The sequence below is a fragment of the Limnomicrobium aquaticum genome (genome assembly GCF_040545545.1).
GTDB classification, from domain to species: domain Bacteria; phylum Pseudomonadota; class Alphaproteobacteria; order Rhizobiales; family Rhizobiaceae; genus Ensifer_A; species Ensifer_A aquaticum.
In genome coordinates, this window is the sequence record NZ_JBEPMB010000001.1 from 912,017 (window position 1) to 925,063 (window position 13,047).

General features: G+C 60.5%; 12 protein-coding genes and 2 tRNA genes. 7 read left to right on the forward strand and 7 right to left on the reverse strand.

Annotation, left to right across the window (positions count from 1 at the left end; all coding sequences use genetic code 11):
• Positions 1 to 42: 42 nt before the first annotated feature.
• Complete coding sequence (locus ABID16_RS04535) at positions 43 to 1,551, reverse strand: caspase family protein (RefSeq protein WP_354555153.1); 1,509 nt, start codon at positions 1,549 to 1,551, stop codon at positions 43 to 45.
• Positions 1,552 to 1,711: 160 nt separating this feature from the next.
• Between ABID16_RS04535 and tpiA the strand changes: the two genes are divergently transcribed.
• The 3 genes from tpiA (at position 1,712) to pyrG (ending at position 4,868) form a co-directional block, all read left to right on the forward strand.
• The gene (gene tpiA / locus ABID16_RS04540) at positions 1,712 to 2,479 is read left to right on the forward strand and encodes a triose-phosphate isomerase (protein ID WP_354555154.1); all 768 of its coding nucleotides are present in this window, start codon (positions 1,712 to 1,714) and stop codon (positions 2,477 to 2,479) included.
• A 120-nt stretch (positions 2,480 to 2,599) separates the two neighbouring features.
• The gene (gene secG / locus ABID16_RS04545; protein ID WP_354555155.1) at positions 2,600 to 3,088 is read left to right on the forward strand and encodes a preprotein translocase subunit SecG; all 489 of its coding nucleotides are present in this window, start codon (positions 2,600 to 2,602) and stop codon (positions 3,086 to 3,088) included.
• Between the two features lie 151 nt (positions 3,089 to 3,239).
• Positions 3,240 to 4,868 (forward strand): CTP synthase, encoded by a 1,629-nt coding sequence (pyrG, locus tag ABID16_RS04550; RefSeq protein WP_354555156.1) that lies wholly within the window; start codon positions 3,240 to 3,242, stop codon positions 4,866 to 4,868.
• A gap of 10 nt (positions 4,869 to 4,878) precedes the next feature.
• On the opposite strand, the gene ABID16_RS04555 is transcribed toward pyrG, so the two are convergent.
• The 3 genes from ABID16_RS04555 to ABID16_RS04565 all read right to left on the reverse strand — a co-directional run bounded on the left by ABID16_RS04555 (position 4,879) and on the right by ABID16_RS04565 (position 6,087).
• Positions 4,879 to 5,490 (reverse strand): hypothetical protein, encoded by a 612-nt coding sequence (locus ABID16_RS04555; protein WP_354555157.1) that lies wholly within the window; start codon positions 5,488 to 5,490, stop codon positions 4,879 to 4,881.
• 144 nt (positions 5,491 to 5,634) lie between these two features.
• A tRNA-Cys gene (locus tag ABID16_RS04560) sits at positions 5,635 to 5,708 on the reverse strand.
• 112 nt (positions 5,709 to 5,820) lie between these two features.
• Complete coding sequence (locus tag ABID16_RS04565) at positions 5,821 to 6,087, reverse strand: hypothetical protein (protein WP_435532356.1); 267 nt, start codon at positions 6,085 to 6,087, stop codon at positions 5,821 to 5,823.
• A 196-nt stretch (positions 6,088 to 6,283) separates the two neighbouring features.
• Here ABID16_RS04565 and ABID16_RS04570 point away from each other — a divergent pair.
• From ABID16_RS04570 to ABID16_RS04585, 4 genes are all read left to right on the forward strand, one after another.
• Positions 6,284 to 6,358, forward strand: a tRNA-Asn gene (locus tag ABID16_RS04570).
• Positions 6,359 to 6,647: 289 nt separating this feature from the next.
• Entirely contained in the window at positions 6,648 to 7,319 is a 672-nt protein-coding gene (locus tag ABID16_RS04575; protein ID WP_354555158.1) for a protein-L-isoaspartate O-methyltransferase family protein, read from the forward strand.
• 157 nt (positions 7,320 to 7,476) lie between these two features.
• Complete coding sequence (locus tag ABID16_RS04580; RefSeq protein WP_354555159.1) at positions 7,477 to 8,868, forward strand: TolC family outer membrane protein; 1,392 nt, start codon at positions 7,477 to 7,479, stop codon at positions 8,866 to 8,868.
• Between the two features lie 82 nt (positions 8,869 to 8,950).
• On the forward strand, positions 8,951 to 9,697 hold the full coding sequence (locus ABID16_RS04585; RefSeq protein ID WP_354555160.1) for a hypothetical protein: 747 nt from the start codon (positions 8,951 to 8,953) through the stop codon (positions 9,695 to 9,697).
• A 17-nt stretch (positions 9,698 to 9,714) separates the two neighbouring features.
• Here ABID16_RS04585 and fghA read toward each other — a convergent pair whose 3' ends face one another.
• Genes fghA through ABID16_RS04600 form a run of 3 tightly spaced genes read right to left on the reverse strand, consistent with a single transcriptional unit; the run spans position 9,715 to position 12,763 of the window.
• The gene (gene fghA, locus ABID16_RS04590) at positions 9,715 to 10,548 is read right to left on the reverse strand and encodes an S-formylglutathione hydrolase (RefSeq protein WP_354555161.1); all 834 of its coding nucleotides are present in this window, start codon (positions 10,546 to 10,548) and stop codon (positions 9,715 to 9,717) included.
• Entirely contained in the window at positions 10,545 to 11,027 is a 483-nt protein-coding gene (locus tag ABID16_RS04595; RefSeq protein ID WP_354555162.1) for a YaiI/YqxD family protein, read from the reverse strand. Before ABID16_RS04595 ends, fghA begins: the two co-directional genes overlap by 4 nt.
• 56 nt (positions 11,028 to 11,083) lie before the next feature.
• On the reverse strand, positions 11,084 to 12,763 hold the full coding sequence (locus ABID16_RS04600; protein ID WP_354555163.1) for a SulP family inorganic anion transporter: 1,680 nt from the start codon (positions 12,761 to 12,763) through the stop codon (positions 11,084 to 11,086).
• Positions 12,764 to 13,047: the final 284 nt, after the last annotated feature.

A 13,047-nucleotide genomic window follows, 5' to 3' on the forward strand; every position in this document is an offset into this window, starting at 1 on the left:
CCATATCAGCCAGTACAGACAGGACTAAACGGGCTCCTGTCCCTATTCCCCATATGCCAGTTGCAGGCCCCGGACCGTCCCCTTGCCAAAGCCTCCGTCAACGGTTCCCTTGTAGAAACCGTTCTCGGAGAGCAGTTTCTGCAGCGCCTTTCGTGTTGGAAGCTTGAACTGTTCAGGGCGATCCGTCAATTGCGCCAGGACGTCCTTAACGCCGGAGCGCAGAGCCGCATAAAGGTAGCGCGCGGCATCCTGCGACGTCTTGCCCTTGATGACGCCGTCATCGATCAGCGAGGCTACGTTGTACATGGCCTGCGGGTGTTTCAGATCAGCGGCCTTGATGAAAAGCGTGATGGCCTTTTCCGGATCGCGCTTCAGCCCTTGCGCGCCCTGATAGTACAAGAAGCCTAGATCATTGATCGCGTCGGCAAAGCCGAGGTCGGCGGATTTCTGATAAAGCGCAAGCGCTTTGCCGAAATCCTGTGTCGTGCCGATACCTTTCTCATAAAGCTTGCCGAGCTCGAATATGGCTTCCGGATCGGCCTTGGCGGCAGCATCGGAGAAATAGCGGAAGGCCTTTTCCGGGTCGAAATGGTCCTTGCCCGGTGCCAGCGACATGTAGCCGAGGCCGATCAGGGCGCGCACGTTTCCGCCCTCTGCTAGGGAGGCCAACTGCAACCGTTGGCTGTCGCCCAGCGAGCCCCAGGCCGTGCGTCGATCGGCCAGCGAAGCGACGGCTGCATCGCCGCCGGCAAGGAAATAGGGAATACCGGGCAGGGAGCCATAAAAATGCGGTTCCTGACGGTTCTGCGTCTCGGACATGACCTCATCACGCACCTTACGGAACATCATGCCGATCTCGGTATCCCGATCAGGCAAGCGGTCGATCAGGGCGCGGGCAAACGGACTGTGGCCGCCTTCGCCATCGAGTGCGACATCGCCGGCCTTGGCTGCATAGACGACCAGCGTTCCCTGTTCCGGCGTCGGCGCGGCCAACCGCCCCTCACGCACCTCGTCGGCCGCCGTCATGACGATACCCGGTGTCGCCGGCTTTTCGTTGAACTTCGCCTGTTCGGCAAAGGGATTGTTGCGGCAGGAATCGAGAATGACGACACGGAGCTTGCGTGCGCCGCCGACGGCCGACAGCAGGCTGTTGAGGGGAAGCGCCTGCTGGCCGATCTCTTCAAGTCTCCGCAAGGTGACATCGACCGGTATCAGGAAGTTTTCACCGCCCACCTCAACGCCGTGGCCGGCATAGTATACGACCGAAATATCGGCGGTCTCCGAGCGGAAGGAGAAGTCGTTGATTGTCTTGACGAGCCCTGAGAGGGGCTGGTCGATCGCCTCGGTGACGTCAAATCCGATGGCTTTCAGGGTCGTCGCAACGCCCTTGGCATCATTGCCGGCATTTTCGAGCGGTACGACATTGCGATAGGCCGACATGCCGATCACGAGCGCCACACGGCCGGCGGCCTCAGCGGAGACTCCAAAAGACAGGGTGAGGACGAAAAAGACGCCCCAGATCGCCCGACTGATCATCCCAACTGCAGACATGCTTATAATCCCGCCCCGATGGCTATAGAAGATCGCAAGATATCAACGGTCAATGGCAATCTTTTATTCGTCGGCATACAGCCCCCGAAAACATTGCATCGCGGACGCTTCAACGTTATTGGCATGTCCGACCTGAAGTCGATGAGGAGAAGTTTTCGAGATGACGCCCGATGTCCGCCCGCTGGTTGCCGGCAACTGGAAAATGAACGGTACGCGGTCTTCGCTGGACGAGATCAAGGCGATGGCGGCAGGCGTTGACTTGCTCAACTGCAACATCTCGACGCTGATCTGCCCGCCAGTCTCGCTGCTCTACGTGGCAACCGCGCTTGCGACCGACAGCGCACTGGAAATCGGCGCGCAGGACTGCCATGCCAGGGCTTCCGGCGCGCACACCGGCGACATATCGGCGGAAATGATCGCAGACTGCTTCGGAACGCATGTGATTGTCGGTCATTCCGAGCGCCGGACGGATCACAAGGAAACGGATGCGGATGTGCGCGCCAAGACCGAGGCCGCCTGGCGCGCCGGTCTGGTTGCCATTGTGTGCATCGGCGAGACGGAAGCCGAGCGCAAGGGGGGGAAGACACTGGACGTTTTGCGGACGCAGCTCGTCGGCTCGTTGCCGGATGGCGCAACGGCGGAAAACACCGTTATCGCGTATGAGCCGGTATGGGCGATCGGTACGGGGCTGACGCCTTCGACAGCCGATGTCGAAGAGGCGCACGCCTTCATGCGCGCTGAGTTGAAGAGCCGCTTTGCGGGAGAGGGCGCGAAGATGCGCATTCTCTACGGTGGCTCGGTCAAGCCGAACAATGCGGTGGAACTGCTGGGCGTTGCCAATGTCGATGGTGCGCTGGTTGGCGGGGCCTCCTTGAAATCCGCCGATTTCCTCGCCATCTGCAAGGCCTACGAGACGCTTCAGGCCTGACTTTATTTGCCGCGACGCAAATTGATCGGTCGGGACTTGGAATAACGGGACGGCTCGTGTAAAGAGCCGCCAACTTCTATTATTTTGCCGCGTTTTTTGCGCGGCATGGGACATGCCACTATGCAAACTGTTCTCATCGTCATTCATCTCATGATCGTACTGGCGCTTGTCGGCCTCGTGTTGATCCAGCGCTCGGAAGGCGGCGGTCTCGGCATCGGCGGCGGCTCGGGCTTCATGTCCGCCCGCGGTACGGCTAATGCGCTGACCCGCACGACAGCGATCCTGGCGACGCTTTTCTTCATCACCTCGCTGGCGCTTGGCATTCTGGCCCGGTATCAGGCAAAGCCGACCGACATTCTCGACCGGATCCCGATCACCCAGCAGGGCCAGCAGAACGGCATTCTCGACCAGCTCGGCGGCACACAGCCGGCCCCGGCCAAGCCTTCCGTTCCGGACACTGGCGTTCCGTCTACAGGTGCACCGGCTGCTCCGGCTGCGGCCCCGGCAGCGCAGGCACCTGCAGGTCAGGCACCTGCCGCGCAGGCGCCGGCCACAACGGCCCCAGCCGCTCCGGCCGCAGACCCGACCAAGGTTCCTTCCGGCCAGTAAGGCCGACAGGTTGAAACAATCCTCCGGCAGCCAGCCCACTGGCTGCCGGTTTTCTTTTGGCTAGAATCGGTTCTTCATCCACCGAATTTTCGGGGCAACCTGAATTTTGCGGGTAGCGGAATCGTTTGATTAAAGGTATCCGGTGACTCCCATGGCGCGATACGTATTCATCACTGGCGGCGTGGTCTCTTCTCTTGGAAAGGGCATTGCGGCCGCAGCTCTCGGAGCATTGTTGCAGGCACGGGGTTACCGTGTTCGCCTGCGCAAACTGGACCCCTATCTCAATGTCGATCCGGGCACGATGAGCCCGACGCAGCACGGCGAGGTGTTCGTCACCGACGACGGCGCGGAGACCGACCTTGACCTCGGTCACTATGAGCGCTTTACCGGGCGTTCGGCGACCAAGACCGACAACATCACCACGGGCCGGATCTACAAGAACATCATCGACAAGGAACGCCGCGGCGACTATCTCGGCGCTACCGTTCAGGTCATTCCCCATGTCACGAACGAGATCAAGAATTTCGTCATCGATGGCAATGAGGACTATGATTTCGTGATCTGCGAAATCGGCGGCACGGTGGGCGACATCGAGGCCATGCCCTTCATGGAAGCGATCCGACAGCTCGGCAACGACCTGCCGCGCGGCACGGCCGTTTATGTCCACCTGACGCTGATGCCCTATATTCCCGCCGCTGGCGAGCTTAAGACGAAGCCGACTCAGCACTCCGTGAAGGAGCTGCAGGCGCTCGGCATCCATCCCGACATCCTGCTCGTGCGCGCCGACCGCGAAATTCCGGAAGCCGAGCGCAAGAAGCTGTCGCTGTTCTGCAACGTGCGTCCCTCCGCCGTCATTCAGGCGCTCGACGTGGCGTCGATCTACGACGTCCCGCTGGCCTACCACAAGGAAGGCCTCGACAACGAGGTCCTGGCCGCCTTCGGCATAGAGCCTGCTCCGCAGCCGAAGCTGGAGCCGTGGGAAGAGGTGTCCAACCGCATCCACACGCCACAGGGCGAGGTGACGATTGCCATCGTCGGCAAGTATACGGGCCTCAAGGATGCCTACAAATCGCTGATCGAGGCGCTCTATCACGGCGGGGTGGCGAACCACGTCAAGGTCAAGCTCGAATGGATCGAGTCGGAAATCTTCGAGAAGGAGGATCCGGCGCCGTATCTGGAGAAGGTCAATGCCATCCTGGTGCCCGGCGGCTTCGGCGAGCGCGGCTCGGAAGGCAAGATCAACGCGGCCCGTTTTGCGCGTGAACGCAAGGTGCCGTATTTCGGCATCTGCTTCGGCATGCAGATGGCCGTCGTGGAAGCGGCCCGCAATCTCGCCGGCATCGAAAAGGCTTCCTCCACCGAATTCGGACCGACCAAGGAGCCGGTCGTCGGCCTGATGACCGAGTGGGTCAAGGGTAACGAACTCGAGAAGCGCTCCGCGGCCGGCGATCTCGGCGGCACGATGCGGCTGGGCGCGTACAAGGCCGCGCTCAAGAAGGATACACTGATCGCCTCGATCTACGGCTCGACGGACATTTCCGAGCGCCATCGCCACCGTTACGAAGTGAACGTCGACTACAAGGACCGCCTGGAACATTGCGGCCTTGTGTTCTCGGGCATGTCGCCGGACGGCGTTCTTCCGGAAACGGTCGAGTACCCGGATCACCCGTGGTTCATCGGCGTGCAGTATCACCCGGAACTGAAAAGCCGTCCGCTCGACCCACATCCGCTCTTCAAGAGCTTCGTGGAAGCGGCTCTGGAGCAGAGCCGGCTCGTTTGATGTGTGACGGCTATGCCGGTCCAATCGGCTTGACCGCCAACGCGTAGCGCGTTGCGGTCAACCTTTCCGATACAGCGCAGCTCTTGTTGTCACGAAACCCGGCATTTCTCATCACCAGGCGAATTGACGAATCCCCAGGACTGGCGGCTTTACCCTTGGGATAGACGCACCAGACCGGTTTGGGCGAATTCTCGTGTGCCATATCGAGCGTGCGCGCCATGTCTTGGTCCGTGACGATAACGGAAATCAGGACCGTCGCTGCCGCCAGATTGCTCACACGCGCGCCCAACAAGGCTTCAGTGAGCGCGAGGTCGTCGAAATCACCCAGGACAAACGCGGGCTTCTCCGTTGATATGCCGAGCTTTGCCGCGAGGCTTGGGGGCGGAGTCTGCAATAGAACGTGCCACTTCGCGGCTTCCGCTATGCCGAGGTTGAGCCTGAGCTGCTCTGTTCCCAGATCGATTGTCAGAAGGCCGTCGTCGAGGCGCAGGGCGGTGATAGCGGCGCGTGGAACCCGTGCCTTGATCGCTCCGCGCAGGATGACTTCGCTTGCCTCGGCAATGGCCTTTACCTCTGCCGACTGCCCCTTCCAGTCAGCGTATGCAACAGATTCGCGTCCCATCTCACAGCTCTCCGTGATCAGCCAACGAGAAGGTAGTGCCGTTTGCAGTTCTGGTCGATAGGCGAGATAAGCACACCAGTCCTGTCGAGAGCTGCGGCATTGCCGCATTCTGTTCCGCCGGGAGTTTCGAAGGTGGAAATTTTTTGGAGGCCTCGCCCGGAATTGAACCGGGGTACAAGGATTTGCAGTCCTCTGCGTCACCACTCCGCCACGAGGCCTCACTGCACCACTTCTTCCTGTCAGAAGAAAGCTCTGTTGGTGCCTGTCGGGGAAGGTTCGTCCCGCGACGAGGGGCGATTTAGAATGAATATAGATGAACTGCAAGAGGTTTTATCGGCTGCTACCGGCTTTTTCTCTGCGCTGGCGCGCCCATCTCACAGACATGCGCCGCCGCCATCGGCGCGCCAGGGGAATGTCGTGCGAAAGAATCACGAAGCCCAAGGGAAGCATCCAGAAGCCGAGCACCGGCAGAAAGCCGAGAACGCCACCGGCAATGAACGCGAGTCCCAAGCCGATACGCGCTCCTCGCGCTCTCGGCAGCCTGAACTTGCGGTTGGCGACCTCGATCTGGCCATGGGCGATCCGGAAATATGCCATCTCATCTCTCGGGACCCGGAACCCATGCACTCAAGGCAGGAAGGGTCGCTCTATCCACAGGGAGTAATGTTCTTGTCTTTCCCTTAAATCGGCTGATTTTCAGAGCTTTCAAGATTTTCATGACGATTTTTCAAAAAACCGCTTGGCAAATCGGCAAAGCGTTTGTATTACGCCGCCAACCGCCGCAAGGCGATGATCCCTGGTAGCTCAGCGGTAGAGCATTCGACTGTTAATCGACAGGTCGCCGGTTCGAATCCGGCCCGGGGAGCCATATTTGGTGCTGGCACAGGTTGCTGCACAACTTCGCGATACCCCGGTGCGTCTCTGACGGCCGGGGTTTTTCTTGCGTTGATAGGGGCAGCGCCGCACTCGGCACCGCCGTTGCGTTCACGGTTTTCCCGTGTGCCTGTGCATGGCTGCAACGCATGCCCGATTTTTCCCTCATTTGCCCAGAGTTCGCTTGAAAGCATCATCGCCCACGGTTAAAGACCGTTAAGAAACGCCGGAAAATCCGCCTCCCTCCTGTCAGCGGATTGTCAGACGGAACAGGGACATAGCTTATGATCGACTTTGAATCTGCGCGCGCCCGTATGGTGGACAACCAGCTGCGCACGACCGATGTGACCTCGCACTCTCTTCTTTCGGCCTTTCTGAATGTGCCGCGCGACGCTTTTGTTCCCGAAAAGCTTGCGGCGCTGGCCTATATCGACAGCGATCTGGAAATAGCGCCGGCGGCTGACGGTTTTGCACCGCGTTATGTCATGGAACCTTCGCCACTTGCCAAGCTGCTGCAGGCCGCAGAAATCGGCTCAGGCGATGCGATCCTCGATGTCGGAGCCGGCACCGGTTATGCTTCAGCGATCATGTCTCGGCTCGCCAAGTCAGTGGTTGCGCTCGAGTCGGACGAGACGCTGGCTGCCAGCGCGAAGACCGTGCTGACCGAACAGGGCTTCGCCAACGTCACCGTGGTGAAGGGCAACCTGGAAAAGGGTTATGCCGCAGAGGCCCCGTTCGACGTCATCTTCCTCAATGGCGCTGTGGAAGTCGTTCCCGACGCCCTGTTCGATCAGTTGCGCGACGGCGGTCGGCTGGTCGCTGTGGTCGGCTATGGCAATTCCTCGGCAGCCCAGCTCTATGTTCGGGAAGGTGCGTCCGTCTCCAAGCGCTTTCTCTTCAATACGTCCGTGAAGCCGCTACCCGGCTTCCGCAAGGTTGTGGAATTCGTGTTCTGAAAATGACATGCCGCTCTTCGGACCTGTTGCACTCGTGTCACATTCATCCGGATTGCGGGGCTTCGTTGGCTTCAAGGGTTGAAGAGAAGTCCAGGGATGTCGATTTTCATATGTGTTCAAATCGTCGTGCCGAGATGCTCGGCGTTCACTCGGGAGAATGTTCGTGATTAATTTCCGTAGGACGCTTCTTGCAGCGGTCGCAGTTCCGGCATTGCTGGGTTTGGCGGCAACGGCTCAGGCCGATAGCCTTCAGGGGGCGATGGCCAAAGCCTATGCCAACAACCCGGATATCAATGCAGCGCGTGCAAGTCTGCGCGCCACAGACGAGAACGTCACGATCGCCAAGGCCGGCTATCGTCCGCAGATTGGCGTGACCGCCTCGCACACGAATGCGGGTGCCTATGGCGTCAATAACATTGCCGGTGCCAATGCGACAACGACGACGGACACCATCGCCCTGACGGTGACCCAGCAGATTTTTGACGGCTTTCAGGGTCTGAACCGTATCAATGCCGCTGAATCCGGCGTTTACGCGACGCGCGAGCAGGTTCGCGGCACCGAGATGCAGATTCTTTACGCCGCCGTTCAGGCCTATGCGAACGTCGCGATGTACAAAGACTTTGTTTCGATCCGCAAGCAGAACCTCGGCTTCCTCAACGAGCAGGTGAAGGCGGCCAACGCGCGTCTGCAGGTGGGTGAGGGCACCAAGACCGATGTCAGCCAGGCGCAGGCGCAGCTTGCCGCAGCTCAGGCACAGCTTGCCGCTGCCGTGGCGCAGCTGAAGATTGCGGAAGCCACCTATATGCAGATCGTTGGTGAAGAACCGAAGGGCATTTCGTTGCCTGGTGCTGCCAAGCGGGGCATGCCGGCGACGCTCGACAAGGCCGTTGCGCTCGGGCTGCAGGAGCACCCGTCCATCCTCGCTGCACAGCATGTCGCTGATGCCTCGGGTTATCAGGTGAAGACCGCCGAGGGGGCCCTGCTTCCGGGCGTTGCGATCCAGGGTTCGGTAGGCCGCAACTACGGCAATCCTTCGTCGCTTTCGAGCCCGCGTATCTACAACTCGGCGAGCGTTACCGCTCAGCTGACCATTCCGCTCTACAAGGGTGGTGCGGAGTATGGCGCAGTGCGGCAGGCCAAGGAGACCATGGGCGCGAACCAGATCAAGGTCGATTCAGCCCGTCTTTCGGTCCGTCAGTCGGTCGTGTCGGCTTACGCTCAGATGCAGGCCGCCAGCGCTTCCATCACGGCCAACAAACAGGCCGTATCCGCCTCGAACCTTGCACTTTCGGGCGTGATTGAAGAGCGCAATGTCGGCCAGGCGACGACGCTTGATGTGCTGAACTCCCAGCAGACGGTGCTCACTGCAAAGCTCAACCTTGCACAGGCCCAGCACGATCTCGTGGTTGCCAGCTATGGCGTTCTGGCAGCCTCCGGGCAGCTGACTGTGCAGACCCAGGGGCTTCAGGTCGCTGAATACAAGCCGGAAGAGCATTACCAGGCAGTCAAGGATGCCTGGATTGGTCTCAGGACTGTGGACGGCAACTGAGGCGTTCTCGCTTTTCGTTGTTTCGTCAGCCAATTGGCGTAACTTCGTACGCGAACGTTTGGTTTGCAGTACGGGATTCGCAATGGTTCGATTTTTTCTCACGACGGTCTTGGGGGCTTTTGCCGCCGCTGTTCTGTCTGGGTGCATGACGACGGCCTTTGCCCCGACCTCGGCCGACCTCCAGTCCTATGCGATCAAGTCGGTATCCATGTCAGGTGTCGCACCGCAGGCAGTGTCAGAAGCTGTCAGCGACGATCTCGTGTCTGCCATCCGTTCTGCCTCGCCGAAGTCCGGCGCAACGCCGGTGCAGATGTCTGTCACCATTTCCGGCTTTTCCGGCGCACGCGTGGCCACCGGTTACAAGGCCGGGGCGGATGTTACCGTGACGCTGAAGCAGGTTGCTGGCGGGAAAGTTGTACAGACGGCGACGTTCCATGAAGATGCCGCATCGGGGGACGAGGCCCGCGCCTCGACCCAGCTTGCAGCGGGCATCTCTGCGCGCGTTCGGCGGAATTTCAATCTGCCGGCGTCTCCTGCAGAAACGGCTTCCAATTCGAAGCCCTCCGGAGCCCAGACGAAAAAGACCGTCGCGGCAAAACCCTCCGTTACGGGCAAGGAGAAAGCTTCCAGCGATCCTGAGCTGTCAAGCAATGCGCTGGAGACGCTGATGCGAGCCGCGGCGGGCACGGAAACCTCGCAAGATCAGACAAAGACCGGCAGTGTGCCGGCTCAAAACGTTCCGGTTCCGGATGCGACCTGTGCTGGAGAATCGCTGGCATCGTGTCCGCAGGGTTCGCTGATTTCCGGAGATTTCAGCCTGCGCAAATGAAGGTGAGAGGTTGACCGTCAGGCCAGCCGCTCCGCGTGCCATTTCAGGTGATCGGCCATGAAGGTCGAGATGAAGTAGTAGGAATGGTCGTAGCGTTCGCGCATGTTGAGCACGAGGCCGATCCCCGTGCCCTTCACCGCCTCTTCCAGTTTCCACGGCATCAGGCCCTTATGCAGGAAGCTGTCGGCGACGCCCTGATCTATCAGGAATTCCGGAAAGTGCGCGCCATCTTCGATGAGCGCACAGGCGTCGTATGGACGCCAGGCGGCACGGTCGTTGCCGAGATATTTCTCGAAGGCCGGCACGGACCAGTCAGCCTCCATCGGATTGACGATGGGGGCAAAGGCCGAGCAGCTCTTGTAGCGCTCGGGGTTTTTCAGAGCGATGGTCAGCGCGCCGTGGCCGCCCATGGAATGGCCGAAGATGCCCTGACGGCCCATGTCGGCGCGGAAATTGGCGGCAATTACCATGGGCAGTTCCTGCGTGATGTAGGAATACATCTGGTAGTGCTGCGCCCAGGGCGCCTCTGTTGCATCGAGATAGAAGCCGGCCCCCTTGCCCATCTGCCAGTTGCCAACCTCGTCGGCGACGTCGTCTCCACGCGGGCTGGTATCCGGGCAGACGACAATGAGGCCGAGTTCGGAGGCGGCGCGGCGGTATTCGCCCTTTTCCATCACGTTGGCATGGGAGCAGGTAAGGCCGGAGAGATACCAGACGACCGGGCAGGGTGCATGCGCCGCCTGCGGCGGAACATAGACGGCGAAGGTCATGTCTGTGCCGGTGATCTTCGAGGTTTGGCTGTAGACGCCCTGGACTCCGTCGAAGGAGACGTTCTCGGAAATGATCTTCATGGCTTCGATTCCCGTGAGGTTTTGGCCCGACGGCAAAGCCGGTCGAGCGTTTCAAGGAAGGCCGAGCGGTCGCGCGGGCTGAAAGCGGCGTTATAGCCCTTGCTTTCGCCGGTCTCGCGCAGGTGCTGGCCAAGGTCGCGCATGGCGGAGGCCATGCCAATGTTGCTGCGGTCGAAGATGCGTCCCTGCGGTCCGGTCACCAATGCACCCTTGTCGACGCAGCGCACGGCAAGCGGGACATCGGCGGTGATGACGATGTCGTGGTCGCCGGCATTCTCGGCGATCCAGTTGTCGGCGGCGTCGAAGCCGGCGCTGACGATGACGTTCACCACCATCGGGTCGCGTGAGGGGCGCAGGCCCGAATTGGCAACGAACACCGTTTTCAGGCCGTGCCGCTCCGCAACCTTCAGCACTTCCGGCTTCACCGGGCAGGCATCGGCATCGACATAGATGATGGGTGCAGCGGATTCTTCTGACATGGTCCGCTCCATAGCGCGGCAGCGGAGCCGGGGGAAGCGCCTATTGCGCGTGCAGCTTATGCCTTGACGTTCGCTCCGTCGAAACGCGGCGGTTGCAGATGGACGGCTGCGGCGGCTTCCTTGAAGGTCGCGAAATACTCGACCTCCGGCGCCTTCACGTGGTTTGCTTCCAGAATTGAGCGCGCATCGGGCGAGGCACCGGCGATGAGCACGCGGATGCCATTTCTGTGCGCCTTCCGGACCGCGCCTTCGATAACGTTGGCGGCGGAGGAGTCCATGAAGGGCACAGAGGAGCAGTCGAGAATGAAATTCTTGTGGCGATCGGCGATGCGGTCGAGAACGGAAGCGACAGTGGCCGCCGCGCCGAAGAAGAAGACGCCGGAGATTCGATAAACGGCGGTGTCGGGGTCCGTCGTGCGGAAGGGCTTCTCCGGACCTTCCGAATCGTCGGCGAAGAGATCGCCCGGCTGCTCGCTGACCTGAACATGTTTCGCCATGCGCTCGATGAACAGGAAGGCGCCGAGCACGAAGCCGACGAGAATGCCTTCCGTCAGGTCGCGGAAGATGACAACGAGAAAGGTGGCCGAAAGTACGATGGCATCGCCCCAGGACGAGCGGAAGAGGGCGGCGATCGCTTGCTTCTCGATCATGTTGTAGCAGACGAAGGCCAGCACGCCGGCAAGGGCGGCGAGCGGAATGTATTTGGCAAGCGGAGCTGCCACCAGCAGGAAGGTCAGCACGAAGACCGCGTGCAGCATGCCCGAGACCGGGCTCGTTGCGCCGGCGCGGACATTGGTGGCCGTGCGGGCAATCGTGCCGGTGACGCAGATGCCGCCGAAGAGGGCGGACGTCATGTTGGCGACTCCCTGCCCGATCAGTTCCATCGACGAGCGGTGGCGACGGCCGGACATGCCGTCCGCGACGACGGCAGACAGCAGCGATTCGATCGAGCCGAGCAGTGCAAAGGCAATGGCGTCGGGCAGCACCTTGAGAGCAAGGTCGAGGCTCATCTGTGGGAGATTCGGAACCGGAATGGCATCCGGTATGCCGCCGAAGCGGGTACCGATCGTCTCGACATGCAGCCCGAGAACGGTGGCCAGCACCGATGAAAGCCCAACGGCGATCAGCAGACCCGGCCAGTTGGGCATGAACCGCTTCATGAGCAGAATGACCGCGATTGTGAACACCGCAACGGCAGTCGCCTGTGCGCTGACAGTGCCCATGTAGCCATAAAGATAGATCAGCTTGTCGATGAGCGGACCCGGCTCCTTTCCCTGCGTCGTCAGCCCGAAGAGATCATGGATTTCGCCGGAGAAGATGATGACGCCGATGCCGGCGGTGAAGCCGACGGTGACGGGATAGGGAATGTATTTGATATATTTGCCAAGCCGCAGGAAGCCCGCGGCAATGAGGAAGAGACCCGATATCATGGTGGCGAGGATCAGCCCCTCGACGCCGTTGCGCGCGACGCAGGCGGCCACAAGGACGATGAACGCGCCTGCCGGCCCGCCGATCTGAAAGCGACTGCCGCCCAGGAGCGACACGACAAACCCGCCGAAGATGGCCGTATAGAGCCCGCGCTCCGGCGTAACGCCGGAAGAAATGGCAATCGCCATGGACAGCGGCAGTGCCACGATCGCGACCGTGAGGCCGGCCAGCGCATCCGCCTTCAGCCGCGAAAGCGTGTAGCCTTCCTTCAAGACGCTGACGAATTTGGGTTCTAGCCTGTCTGTCATGATCTACCGCCTGCCTTTTCAATGGAAAGACGGGCGTGGCGGCGAGCCGCCGCGCCTTGCAGACGGAGCTTAGACCCAATTTGAGTCGATGAGGTATGCAAAAGTGAGACGGCGGTTCGCGATCTGAAATTTCCAGCGCCTTGAAAATTGCGATTACGGATTTTCGTCATGCGTTTTTGCATTGATCTATTTTGGGGGTGAAGTGCCGTTTATCTCGCTCGTGGCAACCTCAATCATGGGAAATGTGCTCCCATAACCCTTACTCTGGCCTTCCTGCCGCATTT

Coding starts and splice junctions, on each gene's coding strand:
- fghA (WP_354555161.1), bottom strand. CDS start 10,548: ATGAAGATCATTTCCGAGAACGTCTCCTTCGACGGAGTCCAGGGCGTC.
- pyrG (WP_354555156.1), top strand. CDS start 3,240: ATGGCGCGATACGTATTCATCACTGGCGGCGTGGTCTCTTCTCTTGGA.
- ABID16_RS04575 (WP_354555158.1), top strand. CDS start 6,648: ATGATCGACTTTGAATCTGCGCGCGCCCGTATGGTGGACAACCAGCTG.
- ABID16_RS04585 (WP_354555160.1), top strand. CDS start 8,951: ATGGTTCGATTTTTTCTCACGACGGTCTTGGGGGCTTTTGCCGCCGCT.
- secG (WP_354555155.1), top strand. CDS start 2,600: ATGCAAACTGTTCTCATCGTCATTCATCTCATGATCGTACTGGCGCTT.
- ABID16_RS04580 (WP_354555159.1), top strand. CDS start 7,477: ATGTTCGTGATTAATTTCCGTAGGACGCTTCTTGCAGCGGTCGCAGTT.
- ABID16_RS04600 (WP_354555163.1), bottom strand. CDS start 12,763: ATGACAGACAGGCTAGAACCCAAATTCGTCAGCGTCTTGAAGGAAGGC.
- ABID16_RS04555 (WP_354555157.1), bottom strand. CDS start 5,490: ATGGGACGCGAATCTGTTGCATACGCTGACTGGAAGGGGCAGTCGGCA.
- ABID16_RS04565 (WP_435532356.1), bottom strand. CDS start 6,087: ATGGCATATTTCCGGATCGCCCATGGCCAGATCGAGGTCGCCAACCGC.
- ABID16_RS04535 (WP_354555153.1), bottom strand. CDS start 1,551: ATGTCTGCAGTTGGGATGATCAGTCGGGCGATCTGGGGCGTCTTTTTC.
- tpiA (WP_354555154.1), top strand. CDS start 1,712: ATGACGCCCGATGTCCGCCCGCTGGTTGCCGGCAACTGGAAAATGAAC.
- ABID16_RS04595 (WP_354555162.1), bottom strand. CDS start 11,027: ATGTCAGAAGAATCCGCTGCACCCATCATCTATGTCGATGCCGATGCC.